The 21,522-nt window shown below is 71.4% G+C and carries 17 protein-coding genes; 3 read left to right on the forward strand and 14 right to left on the reverse strand.

The genetic code is table 11. The features are described from left to right. Positions 1-16: 16 nt before the first annotated feature. From ACFYX0_RS00230 to ACFYX0_RS00245, 4 genes are all read right to left on the reverse strand, one after another. Positions 17-1,135, reverse strand: a complete 1,119-nt coding sequence (locus tag ACFYX0_RS00230; RefSeq protein ID WP_388964686.1) for a PP2C family protein-serine/threonine phosphatase — start codon at positions 1,133-1,135, stop codon at positions 17-19. Positions 1,136-1,552: 417 nt separating this feature from the next. After that, a complete protein-coding gene (locus tag ACFYX0_RS00235; RefSeq protein WP_388964689.1) occupies positions 1,553-3,289 on the reverse strand; it encodes a S8 family serine peptidase in 1,737 nt (578 codons plus the stop codon). A 130-nt stretch (positions 3,290-3,419) separates the two neighbouring features. Further along, on the reverse strand, positions 3,420-3,878 hold the full coding sequence (locus tag ACFYX0_RS00240) for a hypothetical protein (protein ID WP_388964692.1): 459 nt from the start codon (positions 3,876-3,878) through the stop codon (positions 3,420-3,422). Between the two features lie 265 nt (positions 3,879-4,143). Further along, complete coding sequence (locus ACFYX0_RS00245) at positions 4,144-5,184, reverse strand: NAD(P)-dependent alcohol dehydrogenase (RefSeq protein WP_388964694.1); 1,041 nt, start codon at positions 5,182-5,184, stop codon at positions 4,144-4,146. A gap of 169 nt (positions 5,185-5,353) precedes the next feature. Between ACFYX0_RS00245 and ACFYX0_RS00250 the strand changes: the two genes are divergently transcribed. Then, complete coding sequence (locus ACFYX0_RS00250) at positions 5,354-6,277, forward strand: helix-turn-helix domain-containing protein (protein WP_388964697.1); 924 nt, start codon at positions 5,354-5,356, stop codon at positions 6,275-6,277. A gap of 121 nt (positions 6,278-6,398) precedes the next feature. On the opposite strand, the gene ACFYX0_RS00255 is transcribed toward ACFYX0_RS00250, so the two are convergent. The 5 genes from ACFYX0_RS00255 to ACFYX0_RS00275 form a co-directional block, all read right to left on the reverse strand. Beyond that, complete coding sequence (locus ACFYX0_RS00255) at positions 6,399-9,704, reverse strand: S8 family serine peptidase (protein WP_388964700.1); 3,306 nt, start codon at positions 9,702-9,704, stop codon at positions 6,399-6,401. Between the two features lie 184 nt (positions 9,705-9,888). Further along, complete coding sequence (locus ACFYX0_RS00260) at positions 9,889-10,572, reverse strand: ABC transporter ATP-binding protein (RefSeq protein WP_355919908.1); 684 nt, start codon at positions 10,570-10,572, stop codon at positions 9,889-9,891. Between the two features lie 30 nt (positions 10,573-10,602). Further along, the gene (locus tag ACFYX0_RS00265; protein ID WP_388964702.1) at positions 10,603-12,060 is read right to left on the reverse strand and encodes an ABC transporter permease; all 1,458 of its coding nucleotides are present in this window, start codon (positions 12,058-12,060) and stop codon (positions 10,603-10,605) included. 204 nt (positions 12,061-12,264) lie between these two features. Further along, the gene (locus ACFYX0_RS00270) at positions 12,265-13,512 is read right to left on the reverse strand and encodes an Ig-like domain-containing protein (protein WP_388964705.1); all 1,248 of its coding nucleotides are present in this window, start codon (positions 13,510-13,512) and stop codon (positions 12,265-12,267) included. Between the two features lie 278 nt (positions 13,513-13,790). After that, on the reverse strand, positions 13,791-14,123 hold the full coding sequence (locus tag ACFYX0_RS00275; RefSeq protein ID WP_355919917.1) for a hypothetical protein: 333 nt from the start codon (positions 14,121-14,123) through the stop codon (positions 13,791-13,793). 109 nt (positions 14,124-14,232) lie between these two features. On the opposite strand from ACFYX0_RS00275, the gene ACFYX0_RS00280 reads away from it, so the two are divergent. Next, positions 14,233-14,613 (forward strand): hypothetical protein, encoded by a 381-nt coding sequence (locus ACFYX0_RS00280; RefSeq protein ID WP_388964708.1) that lies wholly within the window; start codon positions 14,233-14,235, stop codon positions 14,611-14,613. Between the two features lie 80 nt (positions 14,614-14,693). On the opposite strand, the gene hutH is transcribed toward ACFYX0_RS00280, so the two are convergent. The 3 genes from hutH to ACFYX0_RS00295 form a co-directional block, all read right to left on the reverse strand. Continuing rightward, positions 14,694-16,232, reverse strand: a complete 1,539-nt coding sequence (gene hutH, locus ACFYX0_RS00285) for a histidine ammonia-lyase (protein ID WP_388965295.1) — start codon at positions 16,230-16,232, stop codon at positions 14,694-14,696. Between the two features lie 103 nt (positions 16,233-16,335). After that, the gene (locus ACFYX0_RS00290; RefSeq protein ID WP_388964711.1) at positions 16,336-17,478 is read right to left on the reverse strand and encodes a diguanylate cyclase domain-containing protein; all 1,143 of its coding nucleotides are present in this window, start codon (positions 17,476-17,478) and stop codon (positions 16,336-16,338) included. 127 nt (positions 17,479-17,605) lie between these two features. Further along, positions 17,606-18,412, reverse strand: coding sequence for an enoyl-CoA hydratase-related protein (locus ACFYX0_RS00295; protein WP_355919925.1), 807 nt, complete (start codon positions 18,410-18,412; stop codon positions 17,606-17,608). A 230-nt stretch (positions 18,413-18,642) separates the two neighbouring features. Here ACFYX0_RS00295 and ACFYX0_RS00300 point away from each other — a divergent pair, with 230 nt between their 5' ends. After that, a complete protein-coding gene (locus ACFYX0_RS00300; RefSeq protein ID WP_388964714.1) occupies positions 18,643-19,236 on the forward strand; it encodes a hypothetical protein in 594 nt (197 codons plus the stop codon). Between the two features lie 3 nt (positions 19,237-19,239). Here ACFYX0_RS00300 and ACFYX0_RS00305 read toward each other — a convergent pair whose 3' ends face one another. Together ACFYX0_RS00305 and ACFYX0_RS00310 are read right to left on the reverse strand one after the other, a co-directional pair. Further along, complete coding sequence (locus ACFYX0_RS00305) at positions 19,240-20,379, reverse strand: adenylate/guanylate cyclase domain-containing protein (RefSeq protein ID WP_388964717.1); 1,140 nt, start codon at positions 20,377-20,379, stop codon at positions 19,240-19,242. A 113-nt stretch (positions 20,380-20,492) separates the two neighbouring features. Beyond that, positions 20,493-21,386 (reverse strand): biotin--[acetyl-CoA-carboxylase] ligase, encoded by an 894-nt coding sequence (locus tag ACFYX0_RS00310; protein ID WP_388964720.1) that lies wholly within the window; start codon positions 21,384-21,386, stop codon positions 20,493-20,495. Between the last annotated feature and the right edge of the window lie 136 nt (positions 21,387-21,522).

The raw sequence follows: 21,522 nt of genomic DNA on the forward strand, positions 1-21,522 counted from the left end.
GCGCATCCGGTTCGTTCTAGTCCGCAGCCTCCCGGCAGTCGGGGACCTCGACGGGCAGGCGGTACGCCGCCAGGGCGGCGGTGTCGTCGTCGAGGGTGCCGCCGCTGAAGGCGATCAGGTCCCGGTGCAGATGCGCGAGGAGTTCCTGGGGAGGCAACGGACCCCAGGAACGGACGCGTTCGAGGAGCGGGTAGAAGGTCCCGTCGGGAGCGCGGGTCTCGGTTACGCCGTCGGTGTAGAGCAGCAGCTGGTCGCCGGGGCCGAACGGGGTCACATCCATGTGGTAGCCGTCCCCGACCATGACCCCGATGTTGATGGGCGGGGAGGGATCGGTCGGCTCCAGCTCGCTGACCTCGTCACCGCCGATGTGCAGGGGCGGCGGATGGCCGCAGTTGACGATACGGACCACAGGCTCGTGGTCGGGGATCTCGGCGAACACCGCGGTGACGAAGCGCTCCGCCACCTCATTGCCCTCCAGCTGCTCGGCCCTTCGGGTCATGCTCCGCTCCACCCGGCGCGCCACCCCGATCAGATCCGGTTCGTCGTGGGCGGCCTCGCGGAAGGCACCGAGCATCGTCGCGGCCGTCTCCACCGCGACCAGGCCCTTGCCCCGCACATCGCCGATGAGCAGGCGCACCCCGTAGTTCGTGGGCACGGCTTCGTAGAGGTCACCGCCGATGCGCGCCTCGGCGGCGGCGGACAGATAGAGCGTCTCGATGGACACCTGGCCCAGGCGTCGTGGCACCGGGCGCAGTAAAACCCTCTGGGCGGTCTCGGCCACGGAGCGCACGGTGGCGAGGGTGCGCTCCCGGCGCATACGGCTGGCGGCCAGGATCGTGCCGAGTACACCGACCAGCGCGGTGGAGATGTAGCTCGCCACGTAGTGGCGCTCCCCGATGTACCCGACCACGCGGCCCGCACAGCACGGGGTGCCGGCCAGGATGGCCTCGAACCCGACGGCGAAGACCGTGATGGCGCCGACGAAGGCGGGACCGTGGGCGTAGGCGGCGACCACGGGGAGGGCGATCAGCAGAAAGCTCACCGGCCACTGCACGGGAGTGATCGGTTCGAGAATCAGCAGCACCACGACGTAGATCGCCGGGAGCCAGCGCAGCCATCCGGGCGGTGCAGGCACTCGTAGACCCGTGCTGCTCACCCGGGGCATCCGGCGGCCGGCGGTCCCGTGGCGGCCGGGCCACCTCACGGTGCGCTCCGGCGGGGGCGGCTCGGCAATGGCCCCGGGGAGACGGACGGGCGGACGGTGGTGTGACCCGGGTCGGGTCGGACGTCCCGGCGGATCCACTCACACGGCCTGTGCACGAGAACTCCTGGCGAGGCTTGATCGCCGGCCGGGGGAGACCGGGGACGGCGAGTCCGGGCAGCGAGCGTGCGGTTGCGGCGGCCGCCGTCGGTTCGGGGGCCTGTGACCGTATCAGCGCATTCGTCCCGTCTCTGCCCGGACACGCGGTGGCAGGCCGAACGGCACCCGCCCCTCGGAGGCGGGTGCCGTTCGCGGACCCCGGTCGGGGGCGTTCCTAGCGCTGTCGCAGCACTAGCCGGCCATGGACACAGCAAAAGGCGACAGGACCGGGGCGAGCTGGGTGCCCGGGGTCAGGCCGAGTGCGACGAGGGCGTCGGGCAGGCCCCGCCCGACACGCGCCGCGTCGGCCGTGCCCGGCGCGGCCAACGGACGGCAGCTGGCCGCGATGATCTCGAAAAGATGCTGCACCCGGCCGGATCCGCGGGGCAGCAACTGGCCGTGGAAGTCCTCGTGATGGGCGAGGACGAGGGCGGCCAGGCCCACGACATGCGCCGAGGCCGCGCCGGTGCCGTCGAGGGCGCTGTATCCGCCCCGGGGCGCGCACGAGAGGACCGCCACCCCGGGGGCGGCCGCGTCGACCCCGACGCCGTAGGCGCTGAACGGCGCGGCGAACAGTCCTTCGGGAGTCAGCTGCGGTCCGCAGTGGGTGGCCTGGGAGGTGTCCTGCGGATACGAGCCGAAGGCGCCGAGCGCGCCCACGGCGAACACGGTGGGCAGCGAACCCGGGAAGGAGACCGGCCCGCCGGAATCACCCGCCGGGGCGACGCAGGCGATGCCGGCCGCGGTCGCGTCGGCCAGCTTCCGTGAGACCAGGGCCGACGGGTACGAGGTCGTCACGGCGATGTGCGCGATGTCCGCCTCGTTCTCGATGCAGTGGTCCAGAGCGGCGATCAGATCGCTGAACCGTCCGTCCGGCATCACCCGGCAGACCTCGATCTCGGCGTCGACCGCGATGCCGATGACGCCCTTGCCGGTGTCCGCGCCGGCGATGATGCCCGCCGCATGGGTGCCGGTGCCGATCCTGTCGTGGGCCCAGCCCCGCTCCTCGCCGCGCACGAAGTCGGCGCCGGAGCGCACCCGCTGCTTCAGATCGGGGTGCTCGGCACTGACGCCCGAGCCGATGAGCGCGATCCGGACGCCGAAGGCACGGAAGGTGGGGGGCAGCCGGTCCAACCGCATGGCCTGCTGGCCCCAGCCGTACTGCTGCCGTGTCTCCAACTCCGGGTACGCCTGCGCCAACGGGGTGAGGACGACGCGGTTCTCCTGGGTCGCCGACAGGTCCGGGCGGGGGATCCAGCGGTCCGTGTAACCGCCCGCTGGCCGGACGTAGAGGGACTGGACGGACTGGGCGGTCTCCGTCGACAGCGTGACGGTGACCGTGCCGTCGGCTCCGGTGACGCCCTGGGCCGGCCAGGCCGCCCCGATCAGGAACACCCCGGCGCCGGTCAGTGGTTCGTCCTGCGTGCCGCAGATCCGGAACGTGATGTCCACCGGCTGGTCCAACGGCATGACCAGGCCCGGATCGCGCAGGGGCAGCATCCCCGTGGCCGGTGCGGCGACGGGCCCGGCCCCGGCCAGGGGCAGGTCCGGCTCGATGTGCAGGTGCAGCGACCGCAACGCCGGTACCTGGGCCTCGGCCGCCTCGATCACCGCGATCTCCGGGCAGGAGGGGGTCATCCCGGCCGACTGGAGCCGCTGCGACGGCCGGAGTCTGCGGATCAGCTCGATCTCGGGCATCCGCTCCAGTTGGTCGCACACTGCGTCCATGCCGAGTTCGGGGACTCCCGGCGGCAGCAGATGCCGCGGCAGCGGTGTGACCATGTACCGCTCCCGGCGCGGCCGCACCGACAGCGGAGACTGCGCGTTCTTCCTGCGGGCACCGGTCTGGCTGCCCTCGGGTCCCGGCGCACCGGCCCCCGCGCCCTCGGCCCCGCCCTCGGGGTTGTTTCCGGGCCTTTCCTTGACCATTGCGTCCACCTTCACCACGCCTACGTCGTCCTTGTGCTTCCGGTCCGGCGGGGGCGGCCTGCGCTTCCACGGTGATGCGGTGTGCCCGGGAGCCGCTGCCGGGCACACCGCATCGCGCGCCGCCCTGGGATCAGCCGATGCCGAAGGGCTGACTCATCTGGCCGTAGCCGAAGCCGGGCTGCTGGAACGGCTGGGAGAACGACTGCTGGGCGCCGAACTGTCCAATGCCCTGCATGGACGGGAAGCCCTGCTGGCCCTGGATACCCTGCTGGCTCTGCTGCAGCATCGTCACGATGGCCATGGGCAGGGCCTGCTGCACCGACTGCTCCACCGCGTGCCGGATGCCCGCGTGCAGCGAGTGGTGCAGCGCGAGGGCGAGGTAGGGGTGCGCCTGCTGGGACATGCCCTGCTGGTGCAGCTGCTGCTGGACCTGCTGGATCTGCTGCAGCGTCTGCTGCATTCGCTGGGCGACCTGCTGGCTGGCCTGCTGACAGGCCTGCTGGATGGCCTGCTGGATCATCTGTGCGATCTGCGGCTGGGGGCCGCCGATCTGCTGGCCGTACTGCTGCAGGGGTTGGGTACCGGTCATCACCGACATGAACGCTCCATTCGATGGCACCACGAGGAAAGCCGACATAACGGTCTATGTGGGCTTTGTCGGGAGAATCCGACGCCCTGAAGCTAAGGTCGCGCCGCCTCGGCCGCAATCGGACGTCCGCCTCCGCCGGGCATCTGTCAAGATCGACACGCCGACGCGGACCACTCCCGTCGCGATCGCGATCGGCCCGCCGACAGCGAAAACGCCGTGAGGCGGCCACCAGGGCCGCCTCACGGCGTGATCACCGACCGAATGCTCAGATGGTGGCGGTGTCGATCACGAACCGGTACCGCACATCGCTGTTGAGCACGCGCTCGTACGCCTCGTTGATCTCGGACGCGCCGATCAGCTCGATCTCCGCGCCGATACCGTGCTCCGCACAGAAGTCCAGCATCTCCTGGGTCTCGCGGATGCCGCCGATCATGGAACCCGCGAGGGTCTTGCGGCCGCCGATCAGCGAGAACAGGTTGAGCGAGATGGGCTCCTCGGGCGCGCCCACGTTCGCCAGGGCACCGTCCACCTTCACCAGCGACAGGTACGCGCCGAAGTCCAGCGGCGCCGACACCGTCGAGACGATCAGGTCGAACGAGCCCTGCAGCTCCTCGAAGGTCTTCGGGTCGCTGGTGGCGTAGTAGTGGTCGGCGCCCAGCTTCAGCCCGTCGTCCTTCTTGCGCAGGGACTGGGAGAGCACGGTCACCTCGGCGCCCATCGCGTGCGCGATCTTGACGGCCATGTGGCCGAGGCCGCCCAGGCCGATGACCGCGACCTTCTTGCCGGGGCCGGCGTTCCAGTGGCGGAGCGGGGAGTACGTGGTGATGCCGGCGCACAGCAGCGGGGCGGCCACGTCGAGGGAGAGGCCGTCGGGGATACGGACGGTGTAGTTCTCGTCGACGACGATCTTCTCGGAGTAGCCGCCGTGGGTGGGCTCGCCGTCCTTGCCGATGGCGTTGTACGTGCCGACCATGCCCTTGAGGCAGTACTGCTCGAAGCCTGCCTTGCAGTTCTCGCACTCGCGGCAGGAGTCGACCATGCAGCCGACGCCCACGCGGTCGCCGACCTTGAACTTGGTGACGCCGGAACCTACCTCGGACACCACGCCCGCGATCTCGTGTCCCGGAACCATCGGGAAGATCGCCTCGCCCCAGCCCTCACGGGCCTGGTGGATGTCCGAGTGGCAGATGCCGGCGAACTTGATGTCGATCAGAACGTCGAACTCGCCGACCTCGCGGCGCTCGATCGTGGTGCGCTCGAGCGGAGCCTTGGCGGCGGGAGCGGCGTACGCAGCAACGGTGGTCATGCCGAAGTTCTCCTTGGGGGGTTCGCATACCCGGCTGCCTTCCGCCGGGCACGACATCGAGCCTGCCTGACCGCGCGGCATTCACCCAGGTCACAGCTCTGCCTACGCTCGGCGGTCCTACTACTGACCGGGTCAGGCTCAAGCGCGTACCACCGGGAATACTGGACGTATGGACGAACAGCTCGACCCCGTGCAGACACCCGGCGCGCAGGCCGCTCAGGCCTTGGACCGGCGCGCCGAGCTGAGCGAGTTCCTGCGCACGCGGCGGGCCCGGCTCCAGCCCGAGGACGTGGGACTGCCGGCCTTCGGACGGCACCGGAGGGTGCCGGGACTGCGGCGCGAGGAGCTGGCACAGCTGGCCGGGGTGTCCGTGGCGTACTACACACGCCTGGAACAGGGCAACGGACGGAACGTGTCCGCGGAGGTACTCGACGCGATCGCCCGCGCCCTGCGGCTGACGGACGCGGAGCACGCGCACCTGACGCATCTGGCCAAGCCGAAGGCACACAAGAAGAAGCCGTCGGCGCGGTCGCAGCACGTACGGGCGTCGCTGCGCCAGCTGCTGGACTCCTTCGACAGCGTCCCGGCGTACCTGGTGGGCAGGCGCGGGGAGGTCCTCGCGTGGAACACGATGGCGGCGGCCGTCTTCGGGGACTGGGGACAACTGCCGCAGCAGGAGCGGAACTGGGCGCGGATGATCTTCCTGCGACCCGAGTACCACGACCTGTTCCTGGACTGGGAGCAGAAGGCGATCGACATCGTGTGCCAGCTGCGGTACGAGGCGGGCTGCCACCCGGACGATCCCCGACTGGCGGCGCTGGTCGGGGAGTTGTCGGTGAAGAGCGAGGACTTCCGACGGCTGTGGGCCACGCACGACGTCAAGGAGAAGAGCCACGGGCTGAAGCATCTCCGGCATCCGCTGGTCGGCGATCTGGCCCTGCAGTTCGAGTCGTTCAGGCTGCCGGACGACAGTGAGATGGCGCTGGTGACGTACCACGCCGAGCCCGGATCCGCGTCGTCGGAGGCGCTGCGGCTGCTGGCGAGCTGGGGCGCGGACGCCACCCGCGCGGGCAGCACCGCGCACCGCCCCTGAACGCGCCCCGCCCCAGGGGTTCGCACAGACACGGACAGACACGGAACGGCCCGCCGGAAGAGATTCTTCCGGCGGGCCGTCCGCCATACCCTGTCGCTCAGCGGCTCAGCGGCTCACTCGCTCACTCGCCGTAGAACGCGTTGTAGATCGAGATCGTCGACTTGTTGCCCTTCTTGTCGGCGATCTTGGCGTGGAACGAGAGGCCCTGGCCCTTGGCCGGGTTCTTGTAGGTGATCGTGCCGTTCTTGACCGTCAGCTTCGTCCAGCTCTTGCCGTAGTCGTACGACACCCACACACCGAGGGACTGCAGATTGCGGCCCGCGGCCGAACCCTGCACGGTCACCGGGACGGTGACCTTCCGGCCAGCCGCGACCCGGCCGTCCAGACCGGTGGTCGCGCCGAAGCGGACCGAGGAGGCGGGCAGCTTGGCCTCGTCCGTCTTCTTGGACCGGAAGGTCCAGCTCGCGTCGATGCGGGTGGACGCGGCGGCGACCCTCACACTGCGGATGACCGAGGTCGTCAGCTTGTACGAGGCGTCACCGGACGGCACCGTGAAGTTCGCCGACCCGAACAGCGGGTCGGCGTTCGAGCCGACCTTGGTGCCGTTGCGGTACAGCGTCGTCCTGACGGACATGAAGTCCGAGGACCCGGCGTGGGCCTGGCCGTCGGCGAAGAGCGGCAGCAGACCGTAGATCCGGTTGCCCTCACGGAAGATGCCGTAGTCGGAGTCGATCTTCGGGCCGAAGACGGCGGTGTTGAAGGCCTTGGAGTAGCTGTGGCCCGCCTTGTAGGGCTGCGGGTCGCCCTCCGTGTAGTACGCCTCCGCGATCGGCAGGCCCTCGGGGTTCTTCTTGCCGCTGAACTGCGCGAAGTCCAGGGCCCACTGGACCTTCTCACCGGTCGACACATACAGCGTGCGGGTGCTGCGCAGCTTCTGCTCGACCGGGATGTTGCCGGCGAAGTCGTCCGGCAGTTCGGCGTAGGCGCCGACCGCACCGGTCTTGCCGCTGCTCGCGGAGCCCAGGCCGACCTTCAGCGTGGCCAGCTCACCGGCCGTGAAGTGGTGGACGTGCCCGCCGTCGAGCCTGGTGACATGGGCGCCGGTGAAGACGTCGTACTCGGCCGCGCCGCCCTTGGTCCACTGGCCGAACCAGCTCTGCCAGAGCCCGGTGGAAACCGCCGGGCCGACGTGAGCGATCCGCAGGTCCTGGAAGGACGGCGCGAAGAGGCTGGTGCCGGAGCCCATGTCCCCCGTCTCGTAGGTGTACGAGACCATCGCGGACGCCGGCTTGGCGGCGGCGTCCGGCACGGTGATGTCGGCGGCCTTGGCCGTGGTCAGGTCGAGGGTGACCGAGGTGTCCCTGGTGACGCTCAGCTTGGGCTGGACCAGCCAGTCCGCGCCGCCCTCGATCGAGTCCGGCTTCTTCAGCGAGAGCGAGTCGAGCAGGTACGTGCCCTTGGGCACGCGGAGCTTGACGGTGTCGTCGGAGCTCTGGGAGAAGTGGTCCCGCCCGTCGCCGGTGGGCGAGAGGTCCGACAGGGTGCTCAGGTGGACGGGGCTCCGGCCGTCACGGTCGACATACTTCAGGGTGACGTCGTACGACTCCGCCTCGCGCTCCACGGCCGCGGCCGTGCGTACGCTCTGGCCGCCGCCCGTCGCCGTGACATACGCCGAGTAGGCGCCGTCGGTGCCGCCGCCCAGCTTGGTGTCGGTGCTGACCGGGACCGAGGCGGTGCCGCCCGCCGGGACGGTGACCGTCTTCGCACCGAGCGTGAAGAAACCGGCCGGTGCCGCCTGGCCCTTGGGGTTGGTGGCGGTCAGGGAGAGCGACAGGGTGACGGCGGTCTTGCCGACGTTGCGGTACGTCAGCTCCTTGGTCACCGGCGTGTCGTCGGTGTGCGGCCACTGCGCGACGCCGAAGTTCACCGACGACGGGTCGGCGAGCACGGTCTGCTTGATGGCCCGGTCCACCGCGATCCGGCCGGACCCCTGCTCGAACGGGGTGTACGTGCCGCCCTTGGCGGAGCCCGTCAGCGCGGACTTCAGCTCGGCGAAGCCCCAGTCGGGGTGCTCCTGCTTGAGGATGGCGGCGGCACCCGCGACATGCGGGGTCGCCATCGACGTACCCGAGATGGTCAGATAGCCGGCCGGCTTCTCGCCGACCTCCTTGTCGATGAGGCTGCCGGGGGCCGCGGCGGCCGTGATGTCCACACCGGGAGCGGTGACATCGGGCTTGATCGCGCCGTCGAGGCCGGGGCCGCGGCTGGAGAAGGGCGCCAGCTTGTCGCTGCCGTCGACAGCGCCGACCGTGAGCGCGTCGGCCGCGCTGCCCGGGGAACCGATGGTCTGGCCGCCCAGCTCGCCGTCGTTGCCCGCGGCGACGGCGAACAGGATGCCCTTCTGCTCGGACAGCTTGTCGACCTCTGCCTCGAGCGGGTCGATCCCGGGGGTGTCCTGGCCGCCCAGGCTCAGGTTGACGATGCCGGCGCCCTGCTGGGCGGCCCACTCCATGCCGGCGAGGATGCCGGAGTCGTCGCCGTACCCGTCGTCGTCCAGGACCTTGCCGCTGAGGATCTTCGCGCCGGGCGCGACGCCCTTGTACAGGCCGTGCGACTTCGCGCCGGTGCCGGCCACGATGGACGCCACATGCGTGCCGTGGCCGACCTTGTCGGCGACGGTGGCGGCGGTGGAGAAGTTCTTGGCCGCGATCACCTGGCCCTTGAGGTCCGGGTGATCGGCATAGACGCCCGTGTCGAGCACGGCGACCTTGACGCCCTTGCCGTCGTAACCCGCGGCCCAGGCCGTCGGGGCGCCGATCTGCGGCACGGACTTGTCGAGGCTGGCCTTGCGGACGCCGTCGAGCCAGACATGTGCGATGCCGGAGGCGGCGCTGTCGCCGTCGGTGACGGCCTTCCACAGCTCGGCCGTGTCGCGCTGGGGCGTCTGGACCGCGTCCGCGTTCAGGGACGTCAGGGTCCGGCGGAGCGTGCCTGCCTCCCGCACGTCGGCCTTCGCGGTGCTCGCGGAGCCTCGGTAGCCGACGATGACCTTCAGGCCGTTCTTCTGGTCCTCGCGGGTCCGGGAGCTGTTGAGGCCGGTGACGTCGAACAGCCGGCGGTCGAGCTTCCCGGAGGCGATCATGGCGGCCGCGTCGGCCGGGACCACATAGGTGTGACCGGCGGTCCTGCGCACCTGGATCGGGACGTTCTCGCGGCCCTTGGCCCGCTCCAGGCCGACGACACGGCCCTTGGCGTCGACCACGACCCGGTCACCGGTGATCAGCGTGATGCGGTGCTTCGCCGCGAGACCCGCGGCGGCGGCCGGACGGGCAGCCGCCCCCGGCTTCGCCGACGCCGGGCTGGTCATGCCCGCCGCCAACGCCACGGCGGCCGCCGTGGCGACGGCCGCCGCGCATGCTCTTTTCACTTGTCTGCGCACAACTCCCCCTGGAGTGAGGTACCGAGCGAATTCCCCGTTCACCCGACTGGGGGAAGTGCCGAACGCATGCACGTCAACCCCCCGGACCACGCAGTATGCCCGGGGGGTGATCAACGCCTCAATAGCGCCAGGGATAACGAGTTGGAACGAGACACCGCCGTCCCGGCGGCTCCTACGAGGCGGCGTTCTCCTTGACCGTGATCTTGCCCTTGCGGATGGTCACGAGCCGCGGGGCCTTCTTGGCGAGCGCCGAGTCATGAGTGACCATCACAAAGGTGAGCCCGTGCTCCTTCCACAGGGCCTCCAGCACGTCCATGATCTCGTCCCGGGTGGATTCGTCCAGGTTTCCCGTGGGTTCGTCGGCGAGCAGCACCTTGGGCCGCTTCACCAGCGCGCGGGCGATGGCGACGCGCTGCTGCTGACCGCCGGACAGTTCGGCGGGCAGATGGCCGAGCCGCTCGCCGAGACCGACGGACTCCAGGGCCTGGGCGGCCCGTTCGCGGCGCTCGTTGCCCTTCACCCCGAGCGGCACCAGCGCGGTCTCGACGTTCTCCTGGGCGGTGAGCGTCGGGATGAGGTTGAAGCTCTGGAACACGAAGCCGATGTTCTCGCTGCGCACCTTGGTCAGGCGCGCCTCCGAGAGCTTGGCCAGATCGATGCCGTCGAGCTCCACGGAGCCGCCGGTCGGCTTGTCCAGCCCGCCGAGCATCTGCAACAGGGTGGACTTGCCGCCACCGGTGGGGCCCTGGATGACGAGACGGTCGCCGTCGCCGATCGTGAGGTCGACGCCGTCCAGGGCGTTGATGGTCTCCTTGCCCCGCGTGTAGCGCTTGGTGACGCCTCTGAGTTCGTACATGGTGCAACTCCTGGGATACGGAAGGGGGTGCTACTCGACGCGGCGCAGGGCGTCCGCGGGGCGCAGACGGGAGGCGCGCCAGCCGCCGAAGGCGCCGGCGATCAGACCGCCGGTGACGGCGAGGGCGACCGCGAGGGCGATGGTGGAGAGGCTGACGGGCGCGGTGAGCGCGACCTCCAGGGTCTTGGCGGCCCGGCGGCCACCGCCGAAGCCGCCGCCGCCTCCGCCGAAGCCGCCGCCACCGCCTCCACCGCCGAGCTGGGCCTGGAGCGTGGGGCTGATCGCCGTGACGGCGTAGGCGCCCGCGAGTCCCAGCGCGATGCCGAGGACACCGCCGACCAGTCCGTTGACCATGGCCTCACCGACGACCTGGCGGGTGACGCGGCCGGACTTCCAGCCGAGCGCCTTCAGGGTGCCGAACTCCCGTACCCGGCGCGAGACGGCCGAGGAGGTGAGCAGGCCCGCGACCAGGAACGCGGCCACGAGCACGACGAGGGACAGCCACTTGCCGACGTTGTCGGCGAGGCTCGCGGCGGTGGAGAGCGAACCGGAGACCGTGTTCGCGAGGTCCGCGGAGGTGGTGACCGTGGTCCCGGAGATGTTCTTCTGGATGGCCTGCTTGACGCTCGCGATCTGCTGGGAGTCACCGGCCTTGACGTAGATCGTGGTGACCTTGTTCTTCGCGTCCGCGAGCGTCTGCGCCTGCTGCAGCGGGATGTAGAGGTTGGCCGCGGAGTCGCCGCTGTCGGCGGTCGCGATGCCGATCACCTGGAACCTAACGCCCTTGATGGTGACGCTGCTGCTCGTGGTGAGCTTCTTCTCCTTGGCGTACGCCGAGTCCACGACGGCGACCTTGGCGTCGGTCTCCGAGGTCTTGAACGTACGGCCGCTGGTGATCTTCGAGGAGGTCAGCGGGCCCAGGGTGGGCTTGGTGACGTCGGTGCCGTAGACGGAGTAGTTGTTGACGTCGAAGTTGGCGCCGCCGCCCTCGACCTGGCCCCGGAGCCCGCCGCCGCCGTAGCCGCCCCGGCCGCCGCCCTGTCCGCCGCCGCTGCTCTGGTCCTGCTTGAACTGGCCCCGGGTGAACTGTCCGCTGATCTTGATGACCCGGAGGCTGAGTCCGCCCACCGCGTTGGAGACGCCGCTCTGCGAACCCACCTTGGTGACCGTGCTGTCGGCCAGGGTCTCGAAGCCCTGGACCATCACACGGTCGCTGCTCTGGGTGCCGCCGGAGTCGTTGTCCTGGGCGCCGAACTTGAAGCGCGGCCCCGGGGAGCCGTCGGAGGCGGGCGCCGCCGCCTTGGTGACGGTCATGTCGGTACCCAGCCCGTACAGCGACTGGAGCACCTTGTCCTGCGCCTTCCCCATGCCGGACGACACGGAGTTGACCACGATGACCAGGGCGATGCCCAGGGCGAGCCCGGAGGCGACGACGAAGGCCGCCTTTCTACGGCGGCGCAGTTCGCGCCTCAGGTAGGTGAAGAACATGGCGGCAAGCTAGGGATGCAGACTGATGAACCCATAAACCGGACATAAGAGAACGATGAGAAGCCCGTAGCGCGCCTCTAGTTGGTCCGCGCGGGACCCCGCGGACCCGTCCGCCGGTCCGTACCGGGGGGAGAACGGCGATGCCGCCGGCCGCCCGGGTGGGCGGCCTGCGGCATCGGCAGGGAGGTGTCGGCGGCCGGTGGGTCAGGCGGCGGAGCCGGCCTTCCACTGGTCCCAGCTCATGTTCCAGCCGTTGAGGCCGTTGTCCGGGGAGACCGTCTTGTCGCCGGTGTTGGAGACGACCACGACATCGCCGATGAGCGAGTGGTTGTAGAACCACGCGGCGGGCGTGTCCGGGTCGCTCGCGCCCTTCTTGTCCTGGAGGCCGACACAGCCGTGGCTGGTGTTGACGCTGCCGAAGACGGAGGGCGCGCCCCAGTAGTTGCCGTGGATGAAGGTGCCGGACGTGGTAAGGCGCATGGCGTGCGGCACGTCCTTGATGTCGTACTCGCCCTTGCCGTCGGAGTCCTTGAAGCCGACCGTCGCGCCGTTCATCCGGGTCTGGGTGAACTTCTCGGAGATCACCATCTGGCCCTGGTACGTGGTGTGGTCGGGCGCGCCCGCGGAGATCGGGATGGTCTTGACGGTCTTGCCGTCCTGCGTGATCTTCATCTCCTTGGTCTTCGCGTCGACGTAGGAGACCTGGTTGCGGCCGATCTTGAAGGTGACCGTCTTCTGCTGCACACCGTAGATGCCGCTCGTGCCCTCGACACCGTCGAGGTTGAGCTTCATCGTGACGGTGGAGCCTTCCTTCCAGTAGCTCTCGGGGCGGAAGTCGAGCCGGTTGGCGCCGAACCAGTGCCCGACGACCTCCTGCCCGCTGCTGGAGGTGACGGTGACCCCCTTCTGCACGGCCGCCTTGTTGGTGATGGCCTTGTCGAAGTTGATCGAGACCGGCATGCCCACGCCGACGGTGGAGCCGCTCTCCGGAGTGAAGTTGCCTATGAAGGAGTGGGCCGGGGCCACGGTCGTGAACGAGGCGTTCTCGTGGGCGTCGCGGCCCTCGGAGTCCGTGGCGGTCGCGGCGACCTTGTAGGTGGTCGCCCGGTCGAGCTGGCCGGTGGGCGCCCAGCTCTTCTTGTCGGCGGATATCTGGCCCGTGACGGGTGTGCCGGCCGCCGTGGTCATGGTGACCTGGGTCAGAGTGCCCTTGGTGACCGTCACCTTGGCCGCGTTGTTGATGGAGGCGTTGTCGGAGCCGTCGCCCGGCGTGATCTTGATCTGTGCCTGGGAGCTCTTCTGGGCGGCCGCCTCGTCGACCTTGGCCTGCGAGGTGGAGTCCCCGCCGCCGCTGGCCGCCTTGCTGCCCCCGCTGCAGGCGGTGAGCACCAGCATTCCGCCGAGCAGTGCGGACGCGGCCACCAGGCCCTTGCGCCGCTTACTGTTCGTCATCACACGCTTCTCCATCGTTGCCGAATCCCCAAAACCCCGTACTGGCCCCCGTAAGAACTTTCAACGCTACGGCCGGTTCGACCCGTTCCACATCCGGCCGATATGTGGTCCACACCACGTCTCCGCGTCTGCCCCACCCGTCCCCGGGCAACCCCGCGTCGTCTCCGGTCACGGCAGAGCGCCGCTGGCGACGACGGACCCCCGGGCGCCGGTTGCCGCCCGGGGGTCACGATTGTCCCAAGACTCATCCGTCGAGCCCGGCCCCTTGTCGGTGCGCGTCAGTACTCCTCCCCCTCGCCCTCGTCGTCCTCGTCGAGGACCCAGTCCGGCGAGTCCGGGTCGTAGTCGATCTGCTCGCTGCTCCAGGACGCCTGGGCCAGCTCCAGCCCCGGCACCGGGCCGAGCAGGTCGGCCGGGTCGACGAGGTACGCGAGCGCCTCGGCGGTGTCCTCCGTCACGGCGGTCTCGGTGTACATGCGCTCCGCCTCGGGCATGTCCGTGTCCTCGGCGGTTCGCTGCAACGCGGCCTTGGTGACGGCGTCGGGATCGGCGACCTCGACGATCAGCTCCACGCGGAGCCGGACAAAACGTGATGTCTCAGAAGTGCTCATGGCGGGAGCGTACGGCCCACGGGGGCCGCGACTTTCCCACGACCCGCGCCTTTCACTAGCATCGCTGTACACGGCCAATTCGCAAGCGCCTCAGGGGGATCGGTATTTCGTGTCCGCCGCACGTCGATCGTCGTCCACCGCACGCCGGACCTTGTTGACCGCCACAGCAGCGGGAACCCTGCTGGGTGCCCTGTGGTTCGTCCCGTCCGCCCACGCGACACCCACCGCACCCGATCACCACCCGGCGGTCTCCACGCGGGCGTCCACGGATCAGGACGCCACGAGGAACGTCCTGGCGGACGGCGCGACGGACACCGGCTTCGCGCGGACGGCCTCCACGGCGACGGACGAGACGGCGACCGGCACCCAACTCGCGGACACCGGAAGCGTGGACACCACGCCCTACGTGGTGGGCGGCGCCCTCTCCCTGTGCCTCGGCGCGGGCTTCGTGACGTACTCGGTGCGCCGCGAGCGCATGGAGGCCTGCTAGGGCCTGCCGGCTGAGAGGCCGAGGGGCCGCCGCCATCGGAATGGCGGCGGCCCCTCGGTCCCTGCTCAGGTCCCCGGCCCTCAGGCCAGCGGCCCGGTGACGCCTTCCACGGCCGTCACGAGCTGTCCCGCCCGCACGAAGGCGTCCGCCGCCGCGAGGTCCGGGGCCAGGAAGCGGTCCGGGCCCGGGCCCTCGGCGCCCGCCTCGCGCAGGGCCGCGATCGCCGCACGGCTGGCGGGGGCCGGGGTCAGCCCCTCGCGCAGTTCCACGGCGCGGGCCGCCGCGTACAGCTCGATGGCCAGCACCCGGGTCAGGTTGTCCACGGCGGTGCGCAGCTTGCGCGCCGCCGACCAGCCCATCGAGACATGGTCCTCCTGCATCGCGGAGGACGGGATCGAGTCGGCGGAGGCCGGCACGGCCAGCCGCTTCATCTCGCTGACCAGCGCCGCCTGCGTGTACTGAGCGATCATCAGACCGGAGTCGACCCCCGCGTCGTCCGCGAGGAACGGCGGCAGGCCGTGCGAGCGGTTCTTGTCCAGCAGCCGGTCGGTGCGGCGCTCCGCGATCGACGCGAGGTCCGCCGCCGCGATGGCCAGGAAGTCCAGCACGTACGCCACCGGGGCGCCGTGGAAGTTGCCGTTGGACTCCACGCGTCCGTCGGGCAGCACCACCGGGTTGTCCACCGCCGCCGCCAGCTCCCGCTCGGCGACCAGGCGGGCGTGCGCCAGGGTGTCCCGGCCGGCGCCCGCGACCTGCGGGGCGCACCGCACCGAGTAGGCGTCCTGGACCCGCGGCGCGTCGTCCTGGTGGTGGCCCGTCAGTTCCGAACCCTGGAGCACCGCCAGCATGTTGGCGGCCGAGGCGCCCTGACCGGGGTGCGGGCGGATGGCGTGCAGCTCCGGCGCGAGCACCTTGTCCGTGCCGAGCAGCGCCTCCAGCGAGAGCGCGGCCGTGACGTCGGCCGACTTGTACAGCGTCTCCAGGTCCGCCAGTGCCATGACCAGCATGCCGAGCATGCCGTCGGTGCCGTTCAGGAGCGCGAGGCCCTCCTTCTCGCGCAGCTCGACGGGCGTGATGCCGTGCTCGGCGAGGAGTTCGGCGGCCGGCCGTACGACGCCGTCGGGACCCTCGGCGTCACCCTCGCCCATCAGCGCGAGCGCACAGTGGGACAGCGGGGCCAGGTCGCCGGAGCAGCCGAGCGAGCCGTACTCGTGCACGACCGGGGTGATGCCGGCGTTGAGGAGGTCCGCCATGGTCTGCGCGACCTCGGGGCGCACCCCGGTGTGGCCGGAGCAGACGGTCTTCAGCCGCAGGAACATCAGGGCGCGCACGACCTCCCGCTCCACCCGCGGGCCCATCCCGGCCGCGTGCGAGCGGACGATGTTGCGCTGCAGCTGGGTGCGCAGCTCCTGGCTGATGTGCCGGGTCGCCAGGGCGCCGAAGCCGGTGCTGACCCCGTAGACCGGTTCCGGCTTCGCCGCCAGCGCGTCCACGATCTCGCGGGCCGCCGCGAGGGCCGTCAGGGCCTCCTGCGAGAGTTCGACCCTTGCGTCCGCCCGCGCCACGGCGAGCACATCGGACGCGGTCACGCCGGACGTCCCCACCACCACAGTGTGCATATCCATATTCAGGAGCGTACGCAGTGAATTCAGGGATGTCACTAGGGGTCGCGTCACGAGTGGATAGCGGGTTGACCCCTTACCGCCCGCTCCCGGGCGACCCTCAGTGACGACCGCGGATACGGCGGCGCTCCCCCGCCGCGGGAGGCGGTGCGTCGGCCAGGCGTACGACCGGGTCGTCGGGCCCCTCACGGCCCGCGACCACGGGCTTCGCGGCCCGCAGCGCCTTGGCGCGGTACTGGGCCGCGTCCGCGAGCCGGAACAGTCTGCGGGCCGAGTGGACCGGGCCGATCGCATCCTCCGTGGAGGCGACCCCGCAGGCGACGCCGTCGCCGAGCTCCAGCTCCGCGGCTCGGCGGCACACCTCGTCGGCGACCCGGACCACCTCGTCGGCCGGCGGGCCGACCGCGAGCAGACAGAACTCGTCGCCGCCGAGACGCGCGACGAGGGCGCCCGGCAGCATGGCGCCGCACAGCGACAGGACCGACCCGAAGCGCTCCAGGAGCCGGTCGCCCACGGCGTGGCCCTGGGTGTCGTTGACCCGCTTCAGCCCGTTCAGATCGCAGATGACGAGCGAGACCACATGTCCGTCGCCGCGGTGCCCCTCGATCGCCTCGTCGAGGCGCACATCGACGGCGCGGCGGTTGGCGAGGCCCGTGAGCGCGTCGGTGAAGGCGAGCCGGTGGGCCTCCTCCAGGCGCTCGGTCTGGGCGAGCCCGGCGGCGACCACGGAGGCGAGGACCGTCGCGAAGTCGGTGTCGGCGCGGTCGAAGACGGGGGCATCGGTCGCCCGGGCGACATACAGCTCGCCCCAGGCGCGGCCGTGCAGCACGACCGGCGCGACGACACAGCAGCCGCGACCGCGCCGGCGCAGGGCGGCGACCCGCTGGTGGGAGTACCCGGCGTGCCCGGTGGCGGCCAGTCCCCGGGCGCTCTCCACCCAGGCGCCGGGCCCGCCGCCGCCCGCCCAGCGCTCATGGAGGAACTCGGTGATCTCCGGGAACTGGTGCACCGGGTACGACTCGTCCTCGGGGAACTCCTCCTCCTCGGGCGCGCGGTCCCCGACGTTGACGAGGACCCGCAGCCGCCCGCCCTCCCGCTCCCACACGGAGAGCGCGGCGAAACTCCCGGAGAGGGCCCGGCACGCACCCAGTGCGGCGGCCCGCCAGGACTCCTGCGGGGTGTGCGCCGCCGCCATCCCCTGCGCCAGCGCCACCACGGCCCTCAGCCGGCTGTCCTCGACCACGACTCCAGGCTAGGGACGATCAGCACGACATGAGACATCAGTGCGGCGATCAGGGGTCCGGCCGCACCACGGCCGGTCCGCACCACGGACCGCCCCGTGCCCCTGCGCGACCCGCACGGCCTCGGTGCTACTCCCCCGGCCACTGCGGCGTGCGCTTCTCGTTGAAGGCGGCGACCCCCTCCGCGCGGTCCCCCGAGAACGCCACCGAACGCCACGCCGCGTCCTCGACCTCCAGCCCGGCCCGCAGGTCCAGGCCGTGGCCCAGCCGCAGGGCACGCTTCGCGGCACGCAGCCCCACCGGGGAGTTCGCGGCGATACGGGCCGCGAGGGCGAGCGCCTCCGTACGGTCCTGGCCCTCCGCGACCAGTTCGTCGATCAGCCCCAGCCCGCGCGCCTCGGCCCCCTGGAGCCGCCGCGCGGTGAAGATCAGCTCCGCCGCCCGGGCCGCGCCCACCCGGCGGGGCAGAAGCTGGGTGCCGCCGCCGCCCGGGATCACCCCGACCGAGACCTCGGGCAGCCCGACCACCGCCGTGGTGTCCGCCACGATCACGTCGCAGGACAGCGCCAGCTCGAAGCCGCCGCCCAGCGCGAACCCGTGCACCGCGGCGATCGTCGGCATCGGCAGCTCCAGGACCCCGGTGTACGCGGCGCGGGCGACCGGGCGCTGGCGCACCAGATCGGCGTCCGTGAAGGAGTTGCGCTCCTTCAGGTCCGCGCCCACGCAGAACGCCCGCTCGTGCGTCGACGTCAGCACGGTCACCCGGGCGTCCCGGTCGGCGGCGAGGTGCTCGCACGCCGCGGTGATCGAGCGCGCCATCTCCGTGGACACCGCGTTCATCGCCTTGGGCCGGTCCAGCGCCAGCTCCGCGACGTACCCGTGCCGCCGTACGACGACGTGCTCGCCGAACCGCCGCTCGTCCGCCTGCTCCGCCATGACACCCTCCCGGTTAACGCGGGTTAACTACCGACCGTCCGATCATGGCAGCCGAAGCGGTCCCGCGAAAGCCGCCGAGAGGCTTCACCGGGTCCGAGCCACCCAGCGCCACCCCACCTCTTTCGAGTGACATTCAGCCCTTCTCCGCCGCGCCTCCCACCGATCGGCACATAACCTGCCGACCGCCAGGGCGCATCGGGGGGAGCGCGGGCAGACCGGGGAGGACGAGCATGACGACGGACACGGCCACCGGCGAGACCACGACGCCCACCCCACCCGGGCCTCCGGGTCCCCTGCGGTGCCGCCCCGCGGGCCGGCACCGCAGGCCACGCCCCCGGCGGACGGCGCTCGCGATCGGCGGATTCGCCCTCGCCGCCGGGGTCCTGAGCCTCGTACGCCTCGCTCCGGAGGGGGTGACGGGCTCGGGCGGGACCGCCGAGGCCGAACCCCGTATCGACACCACCGACACGGCCGCCACGGTGGGAACGGCGCCGCGCAGGAGCGCGGACCACCCCACCACGACCGCCGTCATACGGGCGGCGGGCGCGAGCCCGTCCGCGACGGCCGCCGGCCGCACCTCCGCCGGACCGTCCTCCTCGGCGACCACCGCCGCCGATCCTCCGACCGGCATCCCGGAGGCACCCTGGACGCCGACGGCCTCCCGTACACCCGGCTCCCCGGCGACCCCGCTACCCACCGAGCCGCGGCCCGCCCCGTCCACGACGGCTCCCGCCGAGACGCCCACCCCCACGCAGAACCCCGCGGGCGTGTGCCTCCCGATAGTGGCGCTGTGTGTCAACGGGCTGCCGTTGCTGGGGGGTTGATCCCTACGGCGTCCCCTCGCGGCGGGTCAGCAGCCACGGTTCGATCACTCCGAGGCCACGCACGGGGCGCTGCCACATCGGCTGGAGCGCGAAGCGGTACAGGGGCGGCTCCTCGCCTTCCTTCTCCGCCGCGGCGGCGGCCTCGGCGGCCTCCGTCTCCGAGGCCGGCGCCTCGCTCGTGCGGATCAGCTCCTCCGCGAACGCGCCGTCGACCAGGACCGCGTCCCGGGGTGCTATGGAGGTGAGCCGGCTGGCCAGGTTCACCGTCGTACCGAAGACATCGCCCATCCGCGTGGTCACCGTGCCGAAGGCGATGCCCACGCGCAGTTCCGGCATCGTCTCGTCGTTGGCCATCGTCTCGATGAGACGAATGGCGATCTCCGCGGCCGTACCGGCGTCGTCCGCCGCGTACAGCACCTCGTCGCCCAGCGTCTTGATGAGCCGGCCGCCGTGCGCGGCCACCAGGTCGGCCGCGGTCGTCTCGAACGCCTCGACGAGCTCGCCCAGTTCCTCCTCCTCCAGGCGGCGGGTCAGCCGCGTGAAGCCGACGAGGTCCGCGAAACCGACCGCGAGACGGCGGTCGACCATCTCCTCGTCGTCGGCGGCTTGAACGACCCGCCCGGTCGCGGCGGCGAGCTGGCGCCGCCAGACATAGATGAGGAACTCCTCCAGCTCCGGCAGCAGCAGCTCGATCAGTGGGTAGGTGACCTCGGTCCGGGTCATGCCCGGCTCCGGGGGCTCGGTGAGCCCCTCCAGGAAGGAGTCGATCTGCCACTCGGCCAGCCGGGCGGTGGTCTGCCCGGTGGAACGGGCCACCTGCACCGCCATCGCCTCGCTCAGCAGCCCCGCCTCGACCAGACCGGCCAGGCGGCGCAGGGCCAGCACATCGGCCTCCGTGAGCGCCTTGGCCTGCCCTATGTCGGCGAAGCCCATCGCCCGCCAGAAGCGGGACGCCAGCTCCATGGAGACGCCCGCGCTCCGGGCCGCCTGGAAGGGGGTGTACCGGCGCTCGGCCCCCAGGATGAGCTGCTCCAGACGGAGCGCCAGGGGGTTCTCCTCGGGCTCGGCGTGCGCGTCCCGCCCCGGTCCACCGTCGGGGGCGGGGTGTACGCCCGTGCCCGAGCCCGCGTCGTCGACGGTCACGCGTGCTGCCCTTCCGATCTGCCACGGCCAGGTATCGACCGCGGTCAACTCTACGGCAGGTGTGCGGTAGCTCACTCCTCCAGGAACAGCCGCCGCCGGGGACTCGCCGGTGCTCACGCCGGGCGCAGATGCACGATGTCCCCCGCTCCCACCGGCTCCTGCACCCCGTCCCGTGTCGCCAGCACCAGCCGGCCGTCGCTGTCGATCGCCACCGCCTCACCGGTGATGGAGCGGTCGCCGGGCAGCTCGGCGCGGACGAGACGGCCCAGGGTGGCACTCCCGGCCGCGTACGTCTCCTGCAGACCGCAGGCCGCCGGATCGCCCTCCGCCGCGCGCCACCGCCCGTACCAGTCCTCCAGGGAGCGCAGCACGGCGCGCAGCAGCGGGTCGCGGTCCGCCGCGCGGGCCCCCGCGAGCGCCAGCGAGCCCGCGGTGGGCACCGGCAGCTCGTTCTCACGCAGCGTGACGTTGATGCCGATGCCGACGATGACCCCGTCCTCGCCCGCGCGCTCCGCCAGGATCCCGCCGGCCTTGCGCTCCTCGTCACCCACGGTCACCAGCAGGTCGTTGGGCCACTTGAGTGCCGTGTCGACGCCCGCGGCCCGGGCGAGGCCCGTCGCGACGGCGACCCCGGCGAGCAGCGGCAGCCAGCCCCAGCGGGCCACCGGCACGCCGACGGGCCTGAGCAGGACCGAGAAGAACAGGCCGGAGCGGGCCGGGGCCGACCAGGTGCGGTCGAGGCGCCCGCGCCCCGCGTTCTGCTCCTCGGCGACCAGCACGGCGCCCTCGGCGGCCCGGCCGGCCGCGGTGAGGGCCACGAGGTCGGTGTTGGTGGACCCGGTGCGCTGCACCACCTCCACCCCGGACCACAGCCCGCCCTCGCGCACCAGCGCCCGGCGCAGCGCGACGGCGTTCAGGGGCGGCCGCTCCAGGTCGGACCAGCGGCCGCCACCGCCTGCGGCGTCGTTCCCGGGACGGTTCTCGTCTGAGGCATCTCGAGGCATCATGCAAGCCACCCTAGGTGTGGTAAACGCCGCACTGCCGATCGGTAGGCACCCCACTACGCTACGGATGAGTAACCGTTCGTTCTTCTGAGCATTCTCGTAGCACCTCACCCTCACGTCCCCACTGAGCAGGCAGGGA

The organism is Streptomyces sp. NPDC002573 (assembly GCF_042889625.1).
Classification (GTDB): domain Bacteria; phylum Actinomycetota; class Actinomycetes; order Streptomycetales; family Streptomycetaceae; genus Streptomyces; species Streptomyces gibsoniae.